Origin of the sequence: Halorhodospira abdelmalekii, from assembly GCF_016583625.1 — a bacterium.
GTDB classification, from domain to species: Bacteria; Pseudomonadota; Gammaproteobacteria; order Nitrococcales; family Halorhodospiraceae; genus Halorhodospira; species Halorhodospira abdelmalekii.
Window position 1 is genome coordinate 63,274 of sequence record NZ_NRRN01000007.1, and the last position, 15,112, is coordinate 78,385.

Here is a 15,112-nt window from a genome sequence, read left to right on the forward strand (position 1 = left end):
CTCATTCAAAAATCAATGCTATTCCAGCACCTTCCTTGCCCTCTGGGCAGGCCACTCATTCTGCCACAAAAAAAGAACCAATTATGGACCCTGAGAACCCAGACAGCCCGTTCCGCGCTCATGAACGCATGGCCCCAAATGGCACCACCCTGACGCGCGAATCGTGGAAGATCTTCCAGATCATCGCCGAATTTGTCGAAGGTTTTGAACGCCTCTCCGCAATCAAGCCCTCGGTCAGCGTCTTCGGCTCGGCTCGCATCCCGCCGGAGCATCCCTATTACCAACTGGCCGAGAAGGTCGCGCGACAACTCTCCGATGCCGGCTTTGCGGTGGTCAGCGGCGGTGGCCCCGGTATCATGGAGGCGGCCAATAAGGGGGCACAAGCGGGGAAATCGCCCAGTATCGGGCTCAATATCGAGCTGCCGCGCGAGCAGGTCGCCAACCCCTATCAGGACATTGCGCTCGGCTTCCGCCACTTCTTCTCACGCAAGGTCATGTTTGTTAAGTACGCATCGGCCTACGTGGTGTTGCCGGGCGGCTTCGGCACCCTGGATGAGCTCGCCGAGATCTTGACCTTGGTGCAGACGGGCAAGACCCCGAAGATCCCGATCATCCTCGTTCACCGCCCCTTCTGGGCTAAGCTGATTGACTGGTTCGAGTCGCACCTGGTCGCCGAAGGCGCTATCGATCCCGAAGATATGGATCTCTTCCAAATCGTTGACGAGCCGGAGGCCGTTGTCGAGGCGATCTTCGCTCACTACGAACAACGCGGTTTCCAGCCCTCGGCCCAAGAGCGGGAAATCTTGCTCGATCTCTAGCGCAGCCGGATACGGATGCTCGGGCGGACTTCGTCGAGCGTCTCGAGGGGCAACTCGCCAAGGAAACGCGACGGTCGAGCCTCTTGATCGCGGCCGTGGATGCGCCGGACCTCAGCGCACGTCAGGCAGAGGCGCGTGCGCGCGCGGGTCATGCCGACGTAACACAGCCGCCGCTCTTCCTCCAGGCGCACCGGATCGTCGGCCGAGAGATAGTGCGGGAAGAGTCCTTCCTCAAGACCGGTTAGGAAGACCACGGGGAACTCCAGCCCTTTGGCTGCGTGCAGACTCATCAACTGCACCGAAGCGCCCCAGTCCGCCGCCTGCCCCTCACCGGCCTCAAGGGCGGCGTGGGTTAGAAAGTCGAGCAGCGGCTCGGTCTCATGCGCCTCGGCCCCCCCTGCTCGACTCCCTTCGTGCGCGAAGCTGCGTGCTGCGCTGACGAGCTCATCGAGGTTTTCCAGGCGGCTCTCATCGCGCTCGTAGTGGTGCCGTAGCCCCGTAGACGAGATGGCGTGCTCGGCTTGGTGCTGCAGCGGCTCACCGGCCACCCGCTGCTCAAGGTCATCGATCAACTCTAGGAAGGCGTGCACGGCGTTGCGCGCGCGCGCAGCTAACTGCTTATGGGCCACCAGCTGCTGCGCTGCGGACCACAGGCTCGTGTTTTGCGCTCGCGCCGCCGTGCGGATGGCATCGAGCGTCTTCGCGCCGACACCGCGTGGTGGGGTGACCACCGCCCGCTCGAAGCTGGCATCGTCGTGGCGGGTCATCACCAGGCGCAGATAGGCTAAGGCGTCTTTGACCTCGGCGCGTTCGAAAAAGCGAACCCCACCGTAGACCCGATACGGCAGCCGGTGGGCTATCAGCGCCTCTTCAAAGGCGCGCGACTGCGCATTGGAGCGATAGAGGATGGCAAAATCGCCCGCCTGATACCCCTCCTCTTCGATCCAATCGTTGATTCGATCGATGACCCAGCGCGCCTCGTCGACCTCGTTAAAGGCGCGATAGAGGGTTATGGGCTCACCCTGGTCGCCACTGGTCCAGAGATTCTTGCCGAGCCGCTTATCGTTATGGGCGATCAGATGGTTGGCCGCTTGCAGAATGGTCGCCGTCGAGCGGTAGTTCTGCTCCAGACGGACGATCTCGACCGGCGCCAACTCGCGGCAGAGCCGATCCATATTCTCCACCCGTGCACCGCGCCAGCCGTAGATCGACTGGTCATCGTCGCCGACGGCGAAGAGCCCCGTACCCTCGCCGATGAGCCGCGTCAGCCAGCGATACTGCATGGCGTTGGTATCTTGCAGCTCATCGACCAAGATATGCTGAAAGCGCCGCCGATAGTGTGCTAGCAATCCCTCATCGCCGGCCAATAACTCATCGGCGCGCAGCAGCAACTCGGCAAAATCGACCAACCCGCCGCGTCGGCACGACTCTTCGTAGTCGCGGTAGATCTCGAGTAATTCTTGCTGATAGCGGTGCCCCTCGGTCACCACCGCCTCAGGCCGCACACCCTCTTCCTTGCGCGCGGCGATAAAGCCGCGTACTTGCCGTGGCGGTAAGCGATTCTCATCGGTGCCACGGGCACGCAGCACGCGCTTGACCAGTCGCAGTTGGTCGTCGGCGTCAAGGATCTGAAACCCCTCCGGGAGACCGGCTTGCTCAGCGTGCTGGCGCAGCAGCCGGTGCGCGATGCCGTGAAAGGTTCCGACCCACATCCCAGATGTGGCAATGCCGAGCAATTCACTGATCCGCCCCCGCATCTCACCGGCTGCCTTGTTGGTGAAGGTCACGGCTAACAGAGCGAAGGGCGAGAGACCGGTAAACCGAATCAGGTAGGCGGCCCGGCGTGTCAGCACGCGCGTCTTACCGCTGCCGGCACCGGCCAACACCAACGCCCGTCCCCCCTCCAGGCAGACCGCACGGCGCTGCGCATCGTTCAAATCACTAAGCAGGGTATCCAAATCCATTGGAGGGCTTACTCGACCGTCACTGATTTGGCCAAATTCCGTGGTTTATCGACATCGGTCCCGCGCAGCACCGCAACGTGGTAAGCCAGCAGCTGCAACGGCACCGTATGGATCAGCGGGGAGATCGCTGCCGGGGCATCAGGGACCGGGATGACCGTGTAGCGACCTTGGGCACGCAGCTGCGCAGCGCCATCGGCAAAGACGTAGAGCTGTCCGCCGCGCGCGCGCACCTCTTCTAGGTTTGACAAAAGCTTATCGAGCAAATCGTCGTGCGGGGCAACCGCCACGACGGGCATTTGCTCGTCGACCAGCGCCAGCGGGCCGTGCTTGAGTTCCCCCGCCGGGTAGGCCTCGGCATGGATATAGGAGATCTCTTTGAGCTTGAGCGCTCCTTCTAGGGCCACTGGATAGTGCACCCCACGCCCGAGAAAGAGGGCGTGCTGACGATCAACGAACCGCTCAGCCAAGGCTGCGATCTGCGGCTCAAGCGCGAGGGTGCGCTCCAACGCCGCCGGTATCTTCAGCAGCGCGGCAACGAGCTCGGCCTCTTGCTGCGCCCGTCCGCAGCGTCGCGCCAAAGCGGCCACCACGAGCAGCAACGCAGTCAATTGCGTTGTAAAAGCCTTCGTCGATGCCACGCCAATCTCCGGGCCGGCGCGGGTGAGCAAGGTCAGATCGGCCTCCCGCACCAGTGAGCTCTCCGGCACGTTGCAAATCGCCAGTACCGCGAAGTAGCCCAGCTGCCGCGCCTCGCGCAGTGCGGCTAAGACGTCAGCGGTCTCCCCTGACTGCGAGATGACCAGCAGCAGGGTTCCCGGTGGCACAACGTGACTGCGGTAACGAAATTCGCTCGCGACCTCGACCTCGCACGGCAGCCCGGCGTAGTGCTCCGACCAGTAGCGGGCGACCATCCCGGCGTGATAGGAGGTGCCGCAAGCAACGATGTGCAGCCGCTCCGTGCGATCGAGCAGCTCAGCCGCACCATTGCCCAAGGCCGCATCCAGGACCCGCCCGCCGACGCAGCGCCCCTCCAGAGTCTCGGCCACTGCCGCGGGCTGCTCGTAGATCTCTTTGTGCATGAAATGCCGATAGCCACCCCGCTCGACCGCGTCTGGGGCCAGCTCGGAGGTCCGCACTGGACGTTCAACGGGGCGACCGTCGGCATCGTAGATCGCAATCCGCTCACGCTCAAGGGCAACGACATCGCCCTCTTCAAGGAAGATGAATTGACGGGTCACCGGGAGTAGCGCGGTGACATCGGAGGCGACGAAGTGCTCCCCGATGCCGATACCGACCACCAGCGGACTGCCGCGCCGGCACGCGACAATGCGTTCGGGCTCACGAGCAGAGAGCACAGCGAAGGCGTAGGCACCGACGAACGACTTCAAGGCGCGCTGCACCGCGCTGAGCAGATCTTCCCCGGCCGCGTGGTAGCGCTGGATGAGCGCGGCAGCGACCTCGCTATCGGTCTCTGAGGTGAACTGATAGCCGCCCTCGGTCAGCTCTTCTCGCAGGGCGTGGTGGTTTTCGATGATCCCGTTGTGGACCAGAGCCACCTCGTCAGCGACGACGTGCGGGTGGGCGTTGAGATCGTTTGGCAGTCCGTGGGTTGCCCACCGGGTGTGCGCAATACCCACCCCCCCTTCCGGCAGATCCGGCTGCAACGCGGCAACCAAATCGAGGACGCGCCCCGCCACACGGGTGCGCGTTAACGCGCCACTGCCGCGTTTTATGAGCGCGATCCCGGCCGAGTCGTAGCCACGATACTCCAACCGCCGCAGCCCCTCTATGAGCAGGGGCGCGACGTCGCGCTGGGCGCAGGCTCCGACAATCCCGCACATCGTCTGGAGCCGCGCCTAGCGCAGCCAGATGCCCTGCTCATTCGGCACCAGCAGTACCGAGCAGGGGCAATTGCGACAGACCTGTTGCGCAGTATAACCGAGCGCCATCTCACGGCCTGGCCCGTCACCACGCTTGCCGATGATCACCAAACTGACGCTTTCGCGCTCGACAACCTTGCGCACGACCCGTGCGGGTGTACCGGTCTCCAAGCGTGTGGTGACCTCAACCCCCTGCTCCCGCACCTTCGCCGCAAGCCGCTCCAGGCTCTCTTGGCCCTCAACCCGCTTGTCTTCATCCGTCACATGCAGGATCAGCAGCTCACCGTGCTGTTTCGCAACATCCAGCGCCAGATTCTCCGCCGCCACCGCTTTTGCCGAGAAATCGGTCGCAAGCATCGGACGACTGAAGACTTCGCCGTGGCTCACCGTCTCCGGGTCGGGATGGATGCGCTCCATGAGCACCGGCAGTGCCGTCTGCCGAGCCAGCTCCAAGACCGTCGAGCCGTGGTAAAACTCGCGCAGCAGTCCCTCGCCACCCGAGCCGAGCATGATCAACTGCGCACCGTAGCCGCGGCCGATCTTTGCCAGTTCCGGGGCGGGAAACCCGACCGGCTGCTGGATATTGACCTTAAAGCCGGCTCTCTCCAAATCGGCCTGCTTTTGCTGCAAGCGCCGCCGCGCCTCCTCGCGGTGGCTGTCACTCAGATCGTCCGGATCGTCCACCCGGAGCACATCGACCAGCGTGAACTCCTTCGCCCCGTAACGCTGCAGTTCCCCGAGTGAGTCGAGTAACGGCTGATGAGGCGACTCAAAATGGACTGCAACGACTGTGTGCTCGAACATGCTCGCTCCTTACTCCTCGGTATGGCCCCGACTCGGCCCCTCACCTCTATCTTCCGCACTCCCGGGATCGGGCGTCAAGCCTGGCCGTCGCCACTCCGACTTGCTCTGTTGTCGACAGCGGGCCAGGGTCAGTTGCCGCGCCGGGGCATCGCGCGTCAACGTTGAGCCCGCACCAACCGTCGCCCCTTCGCCCACACTCAGCGGTGCGACCAACTGCGTTCCCGAGCCGATAAAGGCGTCATCAGCAATCTTTGTCGGATGCTTACGCTCGCCATCGTAATTGCACGTGATGGTCCCAGCACCGATATTCACCCGTTCGCCGATCTGCGCATCACCGATGTAGCTGAGGTGGTTGGCCTTGCTATCGCGCCCTAACGTCGCTGCCTTCATCTCGACGAAATTACCGACCCGGGCTCCCGGAGCCAGCCGCGTACCGGGGCGCAGATGCGCAAACGGCCCAACCTGGCAACGCTCCGCCAGTTCGACATCCTCCAGCACACAGTAGGGTGCAATCACGCTGTCACTGCCGACGGTCACGTTGCGCAAGACGACACCGGGGCCGATCCGGACTCGATCTGCGAGTTCGATCCGCCCCTCCAGAACGCAATCGACATCGACCGAACAGTCACGGCCATGTTCGACCTGCCCGCGGAGCAACACGCGCGTCGGCACCGGCATTGCCAGCCCTTGCCGCAGCAGGCGATCGCGTGCGCGCGCTTGCCAAATCTGTTCGACCTCGGCAAGTTGCACGAAGCTATTGACGCCGCTCGCTTGGAGCGGATCGCTCAGGCGGTGAGCTCGCACTGAATAACCGGCCGCTACTGCCATCGCTACGACATCGGTCAGATAGTACTCGCCCTGGGCATTATCCGGGCGCAATTGCTCTAACCATCCGCGCAGCAAGCCAACCGGAGCGGCCAAGATCCCGGTATTGGTTTCACGGATCTGCCGCTGCTGCGGCGTTGCATCCCGCTCTTCGACAATCGCCACCACCTCACCGTTTGCGTTACTGCGCACAATTCGACCATACCCGGTCGGATCGGCCAGCTCGACGGTCAGCAGGCTCAAAGTCTGTTCGGTCTCTTCTAGGAGGGGTAGCAGGCTCTCGGCCTGCATCAAGGGAACGTCACCACAGAGCACTATTGCCCGCATCTCGGCGGGCAGCCCGGTCAATCCGCAGCGCGTTGCATCACCGGTGCCCCGCTGTTCAGACTGCTCGACCCAATCGACGGGTTCGTTTACCAGGGCCTCACGGACGGCATCACCGCCGTACCCGTAGACAACCCGGAGGGCCGCCGGCTTCAGCTCTTGTGCCGTTTCAAGGACATGCGCCAACAACGGCCGCCCGGCAAGCGCCTGCAGAACCTTGGGCCGCTCAGAGCGCATACGCGTACCCCGCCCGGCTGCCAACACGATCACAGCGGTGGGGAGGGGCGTCTGCACTGCGACTGTCCTCTCTACAACTTTACATCTTGAGGGGTGTACGAAAGAGCCCCGCCCCATGCGTATGGAAGCGGGGAAATTTCGTTCTCGTTTTGGCGTCTTCTTGGACTAGCGCTTCGCGCGCTTGCGGAGGCTCTCCAGCGCACGCAGCTGCGCCATTGCCTCGGCCAGCTCGGCTTGAACCTGACTGTAGTCGACCTCGTCCTTTTGCGTCCGAAGCTGCTCTTCGGCGCGACGCTTAGCCTCAAGTGCAGCTGCCTCATCGATGTCCCTAGCCCGCACCGCGGTATCCGCCAATACGGTGACGCGATGCGGCTGAACCTCAAGCAACCCACCGGAGGCGTAGAAGAAGAACTCCTCCTCGCCCTCCCTGATGATCCGCAGCTCACCCGGGCGCAGCCGAGTCAGAAGTGGGGCGTGGCGGGGAGCGATACCCACGTCGCCCTCAATCGCCGGAGCGATGACCATCTTGGCCTCACCGGCGTAGAGCTGCTCTTCAGCACTGACGATATCTACTTGGAGTGTACTCATGACACCCCCACGTTACAGGTTCTTGGCCTTCTCGGCAGCCTCTTCGACGGTGCCGACCATGTAGAACGCCTGCTCCGGCAGGTGGTCGTACTCGCCATCGAGAATCGCCTTGAAGGAGGAGATGGTATCTTTGAGCGATACATACTTACCGGGCATACCGGTAAAGACTTCGGCGACGAAGAAGGGTTGCGAGAGGAAGCGTTGGATCTTCCGTGCCCGGGCAACCGTCAGCTTGTCGTCTTCAGAGAGCTCGTCCATACCCAAGATCGCGATGATGTCCTTCAGCTCTTTGTAGCGCTGCAGCACGCCCTCGACCCCACGCGCAACGTCGTAGTGCTCCTGGCCGATGACCAACGGATCGAGCTGACGCGAAGTTGAGTCGAGCGGATCGACGGCCGGATAGATACCGAGCTCGGCGATTTGACGCGAGAGCACCACCGTTGCATCCAAGTGGGCGAAGGTTGTTGCTGGGGAGGGATCAGTCAGATCGTCCGCCGGCACATAGACCGCCTGCACCGAGGTGATCGAGCCGGTCTTAGTCGAGGTGATCCGCTCCTGCAGCTTGCCCATCTCCTCGGCCAGCGTCGGCTGGTAACCGACCGCTGACGGCATCCGGCCGAGCAGCGCCGAGACCTCTTGTCCGGCGAGGGTGTAACGATAGATATTGTCGATGAACATCAGAACGTCCCGGCCTTCATCACGGAAGTACTCCGCCATGGTCAGACCGGTCAAGGCCACCCGCAGGCGGTTGCCCGGCGGCTCGTTCATCTGACCGTAGACCAGCGAGACCTTATCGAGGACGTTTGAGTCCTTCATTTCGTGGTAGAAGTCGTTGCCTTCACGGGTCCGCTCACCGACACCGGCGAAGACCGAGTAGCCAGAGTGCTCAATCGCGATGTTGCGGATCAGCTCCATCATGTTGACGGTCTTACCGACACCGGCACCACCGAAGAGGCCGACCTTGCCACCCTTGGCGAAGGGGCAGAGCAAGTCGATCACCTTGATCCCGGTCTCAAGCAGCTCCTGACCACCGGCCTGCTCTTCGTAGCTAGGCGCCTTGCGGTGGATCGACCACTTCTCTTTTGCCTTAACTTCGCCGCCATCGTCCACCGGCTCGCCGAGGACGTCCATAATCCGGCCGAGGGTACCCTGCCCTACCGGGACCGAGATCGGCCGATTCGTATTCGAGACCTTTTCCGACCGCTTCAGGCCGTCGGATGAACCCATTGCAATGGTCCTTACGATACCGTCCCCTAGCTGCTGCTGAACCTCCAGGATCAGGCCCCGCTCGTCGACCACAAGGGCGTCATAGATCTTCGGTACTTGGTCGCGCGGAAACTCCACGTCGACGACCGCGCCAATCACCTGAACGATCTTTCCAGCGCTCATTCGGATCCCCTCAAATTGCTTCCCACAGGCCACCGAGGCCCGCGCGTGATTTTGAAATCGGATTTAGACGGCTTCAGCGCCGGCGACGATCTCGCTGAGCTCCTGCGTGATCGCGGCCTGACGGGCCTTGTTGTACGTGATCTGTAGCTCGTCGATGATCTGCTCGGCGTTATCGGAGGCACTCTTCATCGCGATCATTCGCGCCGCCATCTCACAGGAGATGTTTTCGACCACCCCTTGGTAGACCTGAGACTCGACATAGCGACGCAGCACGTCATCAAGCAGCGAAGCGGCATCCGGCTCGTAGATGTAATCCCACGTCTGTGGCATCTCCTCATCGTGGACCGGCTCAACCGGTATCAAGCGCTGCACCGTCGGGCGCTGTGTCATCGTATTGATAAACCGGTTGCTAATGAGGTTGACCCGATCGATATGGCCATCGACATAGGCATCCAACATGACTTTGACCGGACCGATCATCTGCTCCAAGCTCGGGCGATCGCCTAAATCGCGCACCTCAGCCGGAAGGCGTACCCCAAGGCGACTAAAAAAGCTCACCCCTTTGGTTCCGAAAGGAACCACCTCTGCCTCGACGCCCTCCTTGCGCCACGCCTGCAGGTCGTTAATCGCTGTCTTGAAGAGGTTGACGTTAAGACCGCCACACAAGCCGCGATCGGTCGAGATCACAATGTAGCCAACTCGCCCGACGCGCTCCCGCTCAATCAAGAAAGGGTGCCTATAGTAGGGGTTGGCCTCGGCTAGGTGTCCGATCGCCTCCCGGATCTTCTCGGCATACGGGCGACTGGCCTGCATGCGCTCTTGGGCACGGCGCATCTTCGAGGCCGCAACCATCTCCATGGCATTGGTGATCTTCTGCGTATTCTTAACGCTCTTGATCTTGGTCTTGACTTCCTTAGCGCCGGACATCGGTCACCTCTTCATCGCGATAACAGCCTGAGGCGGGCAACACCCTGCCCGCCCCAGCGCCGCGCCTACCAAGTGCGGTTCTGCTTGAATTGATCCATCGCCTGCTGCATCGCGGCGTGGACCTCATCGTTATAGTCACCCGTCTCGGTGATCTTATTCAGCAGCTCGGCATGCTCGGCGCGCAAATAGTCGAGCAGCGCCTTTTCAAAGCGCACGACCTGATCAATGGGGACATCGTCGACGTAGCCCTCGTTACCGGCGAAGAGCACGAAGGCCATCTCACCGACACTCAACGGCTGATACTGCGACTGTTTCATCAGCTCCATGGTGCGCTGTCCCCGCTCAAGCTGAGCGCGGGTCGCCTCATCAAGATCCGATGCAAACTGCGAAAACGCCGCGAGCTCGCGATACTGAGCCAGCGCTAGTCGCACCGTGCCACCGAGCTTCTTGATGACTTTCGTCTGCGCGGCACCACCGACACGAGAGACCGACAGACCGGCGTTGATCGCTGGACGGATACCAGAGTTGAAAAGGTCGGTCTCAAGATAGATCTGTCCATCCGTGATCGAGATCACATTCGTCGGCACGAAGGCCGAGACGTCACCCGCCTGCGTCTCAATGATCGGCAGCGCCGTCAGCGAGCCGGTCTTCCCTTTGACTTTGCCGTTCGTGCGTCGCTCTACCTCTTCGGCGTTGATCCGCGCCGCCCGCTCCAGCAACCGCGAGTGCAGATAGAAGACGTCACCCGGATACGCCTCCCGGCCCGGCGGCCGGCGCAGCAGCAGCGAAACCTGACGATAAGCCCATGCCTGCTTGGTCAGATCATCGTAGATGATCAGGGCATCTTCGCCGCGGTCGCGGAAGTACTCTCCCATCGCGCAGCCGGCATAGGGTGCGATGTACTGCATCGCCGCCGAATCTGCAGCTGGGGCAGAAACCACGATCGTATTTTCCATCGCGCCGTGCTCTTCGAGCTTGCGCACGACGTTGGCTACGGTCGAGTTCTTCTGTCCAATCGCGACGTAGATACACTTAATACCACTATCACGCTGGTTAATGATGGCATCAACGGCGACGGCAGTCTTCCCGGTCTGTCGATCTCCGATGATCAACTCCCGCTGTCCGCGCCCGATCGGCACCATCGAGTCGATCGCCTTCAGGCCGGTCTGTACCGGCTGATCAACACTTTGACGGCTGATAACACCGGGAGCAACCTTCTCAATCGGCTCTGTCGCCTCAGTCTTAATCGGGCCCTTACCGTCGCTTGGATTGCCCAACGCATCAACTACGCGGCCGAGCATCGCCTCACCAACCGGGACTTCCAGGATGCGGCCCGTGCACTTAACCGTATCCCCCTCGGAGATGTGCTCGTACTCGCCGAGCAATACGGCACCGACTGAGTCCCGCTCCAAGTTAAGGGCCATGCCGAAGGTATTGCCCGGGAACTCGAGCATCTCACCGAACATGACGTCGGCCAAACCGTGAATTCGACAGATGCCGTCACTTACGCTGACGACCGTACCCTCGTTGCGGGCCTCAGCCGCTGCGTCGAAACTTTCGATTCGGCGCTTGATTAGCTCGCTGATCTCCGATGGATTGAGTTGCATCGTCCTACCTCGTCATTGAACCAGTGCGCTCGATAGGCGAGCCAGCTTGCCTCGCACCGAGCCATCAATCGTTGTGTCGCCGGCGTGTATGATCGCGCCACCGATCAAGGTCTCGTCGACGCGGGTCGTGAGTTCGACCTGCTTATTTAACCGCTTGCTCAACGCTTCTGAGAGGCGCTTGCGCTGCCCCTCATCCAAGTCGTGAGCGGAGACGACTTCGACCTCGACTTTGTTCTCGGCTTCGGCACGCAGCGTCTCGTAGAGGCGATGAACTTCTGGAGCCAGTCCAAGACGTCGATTCTCTGCCAGCAACCGGATCAGGTTCCGTACCTGCTCATCGACCCCTCCTCCCAGCGCCTCCTCAATCAGCTCGGTCAACTGCTGCGCCGAGACGCGCGGATGACCAAGCAGCGGCGCCATCTGTGCATCCTGAACCAGCGTCGACAGGCCTGCTAAACGCTCTGACCACTGCTTTCGCTGTTCGCTGCTATCGCCGACGAGCTCATAGATCGCCTTTGCGTAGGGCCGGGCTAGCGTGCTGCGCTCCGCCATTGCGCCTCCTCCCTAAAGCTGCCGCGCAAGCTGGTCGATGAGATCGGCGTGCGCCTTCGCGTCGACCTCCCGCTTGAGGATCTGGCCGCTGGCCTGCAGTGCAAGCTGTGAGACCTCCTTGCGAAGGCTCTCGCGCGCCCGCTGAACCTCTTGGCCAACCTCTTCACGGGCAGCCGTGAGGATTCGCTCGGCCTCCGCCCGCGCATCCGCGCGTGCCTCCTCAATCATCTCCTCCTGGCGCTTATTGGCCTGGTTGATGATATCCGAGGCCTGCTGACGCGCCTCACGGAGCATCTCATCGATCTCGTCCTTCGCCTTTTCGAGCTCCTGCTTACCGCGCTCGCCCGCGGCCAACCCATCGGCGATCTGCTTCTGACGGTCGGCTAAAGCCTTCTGGATCGGCGGCCAAACGTACTTCATGGTGAACCAAACGAACAGCGCAAAGCTGATCATCGGCCCCCAAAACGTGGCTCCAAAATTCACGGTTACACCTCCGTTGGAGCTGCGACGACGTGACTACAGCCCTTTGTGATCTTATGCCCTGACGGGATGATCAGGAGAGCTGACGTTCGTCGTCGAGTCGCATCTCAATAGCCGCCACCTCGGAACCATCGTTGACGAGCTCGTTCCACGCGTCCTCAACCGGGCCGAGGAAGGGGTTAGCGAAGGTGAAGAAGAGCGCAATACCGACACCGATCATCGCCACGGCATCGAGCAGACCCGCTACGAGGAACATACGCACTTGCAGCATCGGCGCCATTTCCGGTTGACGGGCAACGCCTTCGAGGAATTTGCCGCCGAGCAAGCCGAAGCCGATGCCGGTACCAACAGCACCACCGGCGATCAAAATCCCGACAGTCAGGGCGGTCATCCCCTGGACGCTAGCAAAGAGTTCTGCGAGTTCCATTTCTATCCTCCTGGGTTCTCAGGATCGTAAGGTTAAACGGTTTAATGTTCTTCGTAAGCCATGGCCAAGTAGACCACGGTGAGCATCATGAATATGAAGGCCTGCAACGGGACGACCAGGATATGGAAGATGGCCCAGGGGGTTCCGAGCGTCCACTGGATCCACCACGGCAGTAACGAGATCAGGATAAAGACCAGCTCCGCCGCGTACAGATTGCCGAAGAGTCGCAAGGAGAGAGAGACCGGCTTGGCGACAAACTCGACAATGTTCAAAACCAGGTTAAAAGGCGCCATCCAAGGGCCCAGAGGGTGCGTCAGGAAGCTCTTCAGGAAGCCCAAGACACCGTGCCCCATCACCCCGTAGATGATGATCAAACCCAGAACGCTGAGCGAGAGACCGAACGTAAAGTTCAGATCAACACTGGGCAGTACCTTCCAGTAATCCACGCCGATGGCGTACATGATGCTCGGCACCATGTCGATCGGTATCAGGTCCATCAAGTTCGCCAGAAAGACCCAGCAGAAGACCGTCAGCGCCAGTGGCGCGATCACCCGGCTTTTAGCGTGGAAGGTCTCGGAGACCGTCTTGTCGATGAACTCGACCATCGTCTCGACGAAGTTCTGCAGCCCACCTGGCACACCCGAGGTCGCCCGCCGGGCACCGAGCCAAAAGATGTAGCAGAACAACGCGCCCAGCCCGAACGACATGATCAACGTATCGAGGTGCAGCGTCCAGAAGTGGTCCGCACTCGAATCGATGACCCCTTCGCGCAGATCCAGGCGGAGGTTGGTCAAGTGGTGTTGGATATATTCGGTCGCGTCGATCCCAATATCGGCGCTCATGGCAAACTCTGCTCCCCGGTTGGGTACCGCACGCGGGTGCGTCAGGTACGGAGGGCCCCCAATAAGATGAGCCAGTAACTACTCAGGGCGGCGGCGTATGTCGTTATGAGCGGCACAAAGTCGCCGCTGAACCACCGGAGCGCGATAATAAACAGCGCAGCGGTGAGAATCAACCTCACGACTTCGCCGACGTAGAACGCCCGCACAACCTGCCGCGGCGGCGTCCCCGGCGCTTTGCTGAAGACCTTGGCCGCATAGTAGGCCGTTGGCAGAAGCGCGATCAGCGTGCCGGCAAGCCCTGCCACCATGGCTCCCACCGAATCGAGAGCCCACAGCAGACTAATGCCGACGCCGATCCCGACTTGAGCGCTTAACAAGCGCGCCACAACACGCAGCGCTGGGCCGCGAGTAGACCATACGCCCTGCGGCGTATAAGGTCGATCCAGGGTCTCTGAACTACGCAACGCGCCCACCTATCGCCGTCGAAAGGGCGAGAATGCCGCGCTCGGCACTCGCCGTCAAGCGTGGGTGCCGAATCTGCAGCCATTAGACATCAGCTAAAACACATAAAAGCACTTAGAATTATAAAAAACATTTATCGTTTCAGCCTGCCTCTTCACGGATCCGCGCCAGGATGCCGTCCAACTCCTCCAGACTGTTATAGCGAATCACCAAGCGCCCCTTACCCTGGCGGCGGCTATGCTGTATCGCCACTTCAGCGCCCAAGCGCTCAGCAAGCTTCTCCTCTAAGCGCTCGACATCGGGATCGCGATTTGGCTTACCACCCTCTGCCCCCCGCCCCCCCCCCTCGCTGCCGTGCTGTTGTTGTACGCGCCGTACTAGCACCTCTGTCTGGCGGACCGATAGCTGCTCCCTGACCACTCGCCGGGCCGCTTCGCTCTGCAACACACCATCGACACCCGCAAGCACTTTGGCGTGGCCGACTTCGAGCAGGCCTTCGCCAACCCACTGCTGCACATCGGTATTGAGCTCCAATAAGCGCAGCAAGTTCGTGATACTGGTTCGTGAGCGCCCGATCGCATCAGCCGCCGCCTGATGAGAGAGGCCGAAACCATCGACCAATTGTCGAAGCGCATGAGCAGCCTCTAATGGGTTGAGGTCCTCGCGCTGCAGATTCTCGATCAGGCCAATCGCAGCCGCAACCTCATCGCTCAAGTCACGAACCAAAGCTGGCACCGACGACAATCCCGCCAGTTGTGCCGCTCGCCAACGCCGTTCCCCGGCGATGATTTCGTAGTGCTCGCTCTCCTTGCCTTCCCGTACCACGAGCGGTTGCAACACACCTTGCGCGCGGATCGATTCGGCCAGCTCAGCCAATGCTGCCTGATCAAAGCTGCGCCGCGGTTGAAATGGGCCACGTTTGAGCAGATCGATCGGCAGCTCTTGAAGTCCCTCACCGACCTCCCGGCCCCCAGCCCCAGCGGAGA

The 15,112-nt window shown here is 61.4% G+C and carries 15 protein-coding genes; 1 reads left to right on the forward strand and 14 read right to left on the reverse strand.

The window, feature by feature from the left end:
* Positions 1-128: 128 nt before the first annotated feature.
* The gene (locus CKO15_RS02760) at positions 129-818 is read left to right on the forward strand and encodes an LOG family protein (protein ID WP_242464514.1); all 690 of its coding nucleotides are present in this window, start codon (positions 129-131) and stop codon (positions 816-818) included.
* Here CKO15_RS02760 and CKO15_RS02765 read toward each other — a convergent pair.
* The 14 genes from CKO15_RS02765 to CKO15_RS02830 form a co-directional block, all read right to left on the reverse strand.
* Positions 815-2,782 carry a UvrD-helicase domain-containing protein gene (locus CKO15_RS02765; RefSeq protein WP_200192274.1) on the reverse strand — a complete coding sequence of 656 codons (1,968 nt, stop codon included), beginning with the start codon at positions 2,780-2,782 and terminating at the stop codon, positions 815-817. The two genes, CKO15_RS02760 and CKO15_RS02765, sit on opposite strands and share 4 nt — an antisense overlap.
* 8 nt (positions 2,783-2,790) lie before the next feature.
* Positions 2,791-4,623: a glutamine--fructose-6-phosphate transaminase (isomerizing) gene (glmS, locus tag CKO15_RS02770; RefSeq protein ID WP_200192276.1), complete on the reverse strand. Its 1,833-nt coding sequence runs from the start codon at positions 4,621-4,623 to the stop codon at positions 2,791-2,793.
* Between the two features lie 15 nt (positions 4,624-4,638).
* Positions 4,639-5,466: a universal stress protein gene (locus CKO15_RS02775; RefSeq protein WP_200192278.1), complete on the reverse strand. Its 828-nt coding sequence runs from the start codon at positions 5,464-5,466 to the stop codon at positions 4,639-4,641.
* A gap of 9 nt (positions 5,467-5,475) precedes the next feature.
* The gene (gene glmU, locus CKO15_RS02780; protein WP_338035980.1) at positions 5,476-6,909 is read right to left on the reverse strand and encodes a bifunctional UDP-N-acetylglucosamine diphosphorylase/glucosamine-1-phosphate N-acetyltransferase GlmU; all 1,434 of its coding nucleotides are present in this window, start codon (positions 6,907-6,909) and stop codon (positions 5,476-5,478) included.
* Positions 6,910-7,017: 108 nt separating this feature from the next.
* The gene (locus CKO15_RS02785; RefSeq protein WP_200192282.1) at positions 7,018-7,440 is read right to left on the reverse strand and encodes a F0F1 ATP synthase subunit epsilon; all 423 of its coding nucleotides are present in this window, start codon (positions 7,438-7,440) and stop codon (positions 7,018-7,020) included.
* A 12-nt stretch (positions 7,441-7,452) separates the two neighbouring features.
* Positions 7,453-8,829 (reverse strand): F0F1 ATP synthase subunit beta, encoded by a 1,377-nt coding sequence (gene atpD, locus CKO15_RS02790; RefSeq protein WP_200192284.1) that lies wholly within the window; start codon positions 8,827-8,829, stop codon positions 7,453-7,455.
* Positions 8,830-8,892: 63 nt separating this feature from the next.
* The gene (gene atpG / locus CKO15_RS02795) at positions 8,893-9,756 is read right to left on the reverse strand and encodes a F0F1 ATP synthase subunit gamma (RefSeq protein WP_200192286.1); all 864 of its coding nucleotides are present in this window, start codon (positions 9,754-9,756) and stop codon (positions 8,893-8,895) included.
* 65 nt (positions 9,757-9,821) lie between these two features.
* Positions 9,822-11,363, reverse strand: a complete 1,542-nt coding sequence (gene atpA / locus CKO15_RS02800; RefSeq protein ID WP_200192288.1) for a F0F1 ATP synthase subunit alpha — start codon at positions 11,361-11,363, stop codon at positions 9,822-9,824.
* A 12-nt stretch (positions 11,364-11,375) separates the two neighbouring features.
* Positions 11,376-11,915, reverse strand: coding sequence for a F0F1 ATP synthase subunit delta (locus CKO15_RS02805; protein ID WP_200192290.1), 540 nt, complete (start codon positions 11,913-11,915; stop codon positions 11,376-11,378).
* A gap of 12 nt (positions 11,916-11,927) precedes the next feature.
* Positions 11,928-12,398, reverse strand: a complete 471-nt coding sequence (locus CKO15_RS02810; protein ID WP_200192292.1) for a F0F1 ATP synthase subunit B — start codon at positions 12,396-12,398, stop codon at positions 11,928-11,930.
* A 70-nt stretch (positions 12,399-12,468) separates the two neighbouring features.
* Positions 12,469-12,822 (reverse strand): F0F1 ATP synthase subunit C, encoded by a 354-nt coding sequence (gene atpE, locus CKO15_RS02815; RefSeq protein ID WP_476729764.1) that lies wholly within the window; start codon positions 12,820-12,822, stop codon positions 12,469-12,471.
* Positions 12,823-12,863: 41 nt separating this feature from the next.
* The gene (gene atpB / locus CKO15_RS02820) at positions 12,864-13,664 is read right to left on the reverse strand and encodes a F0F1 ATP synthase subunit A (RefSeq protein ID WP_200192294.1); all 801 of its coding nucleotides are present in this window, start codon (positions 13,662-13,664) and stop codon (positions 12,864-12,866) included.
* Between the two features lie 41 nt (positions 13,665-13,705).
* Entirely contained in the window at positions 13,706-14,128 is a 423-nt protein-coding gene (locus CKO15_RS02825; protein ID WP_200192296.1) for an ATP synthase subunit I, read from the reverse strand.
* A gap of 139 nt (positions 14,129-14,267) precedes the next feature.
* The coding region (locus CKO15_RS02830; RefSeq protein WP_200192298.1) for a ParB/RepB/Spo0J family partition protein at positions 14,268-15,112 on the reverse strand (845 nt) is incomplete at its 5' end.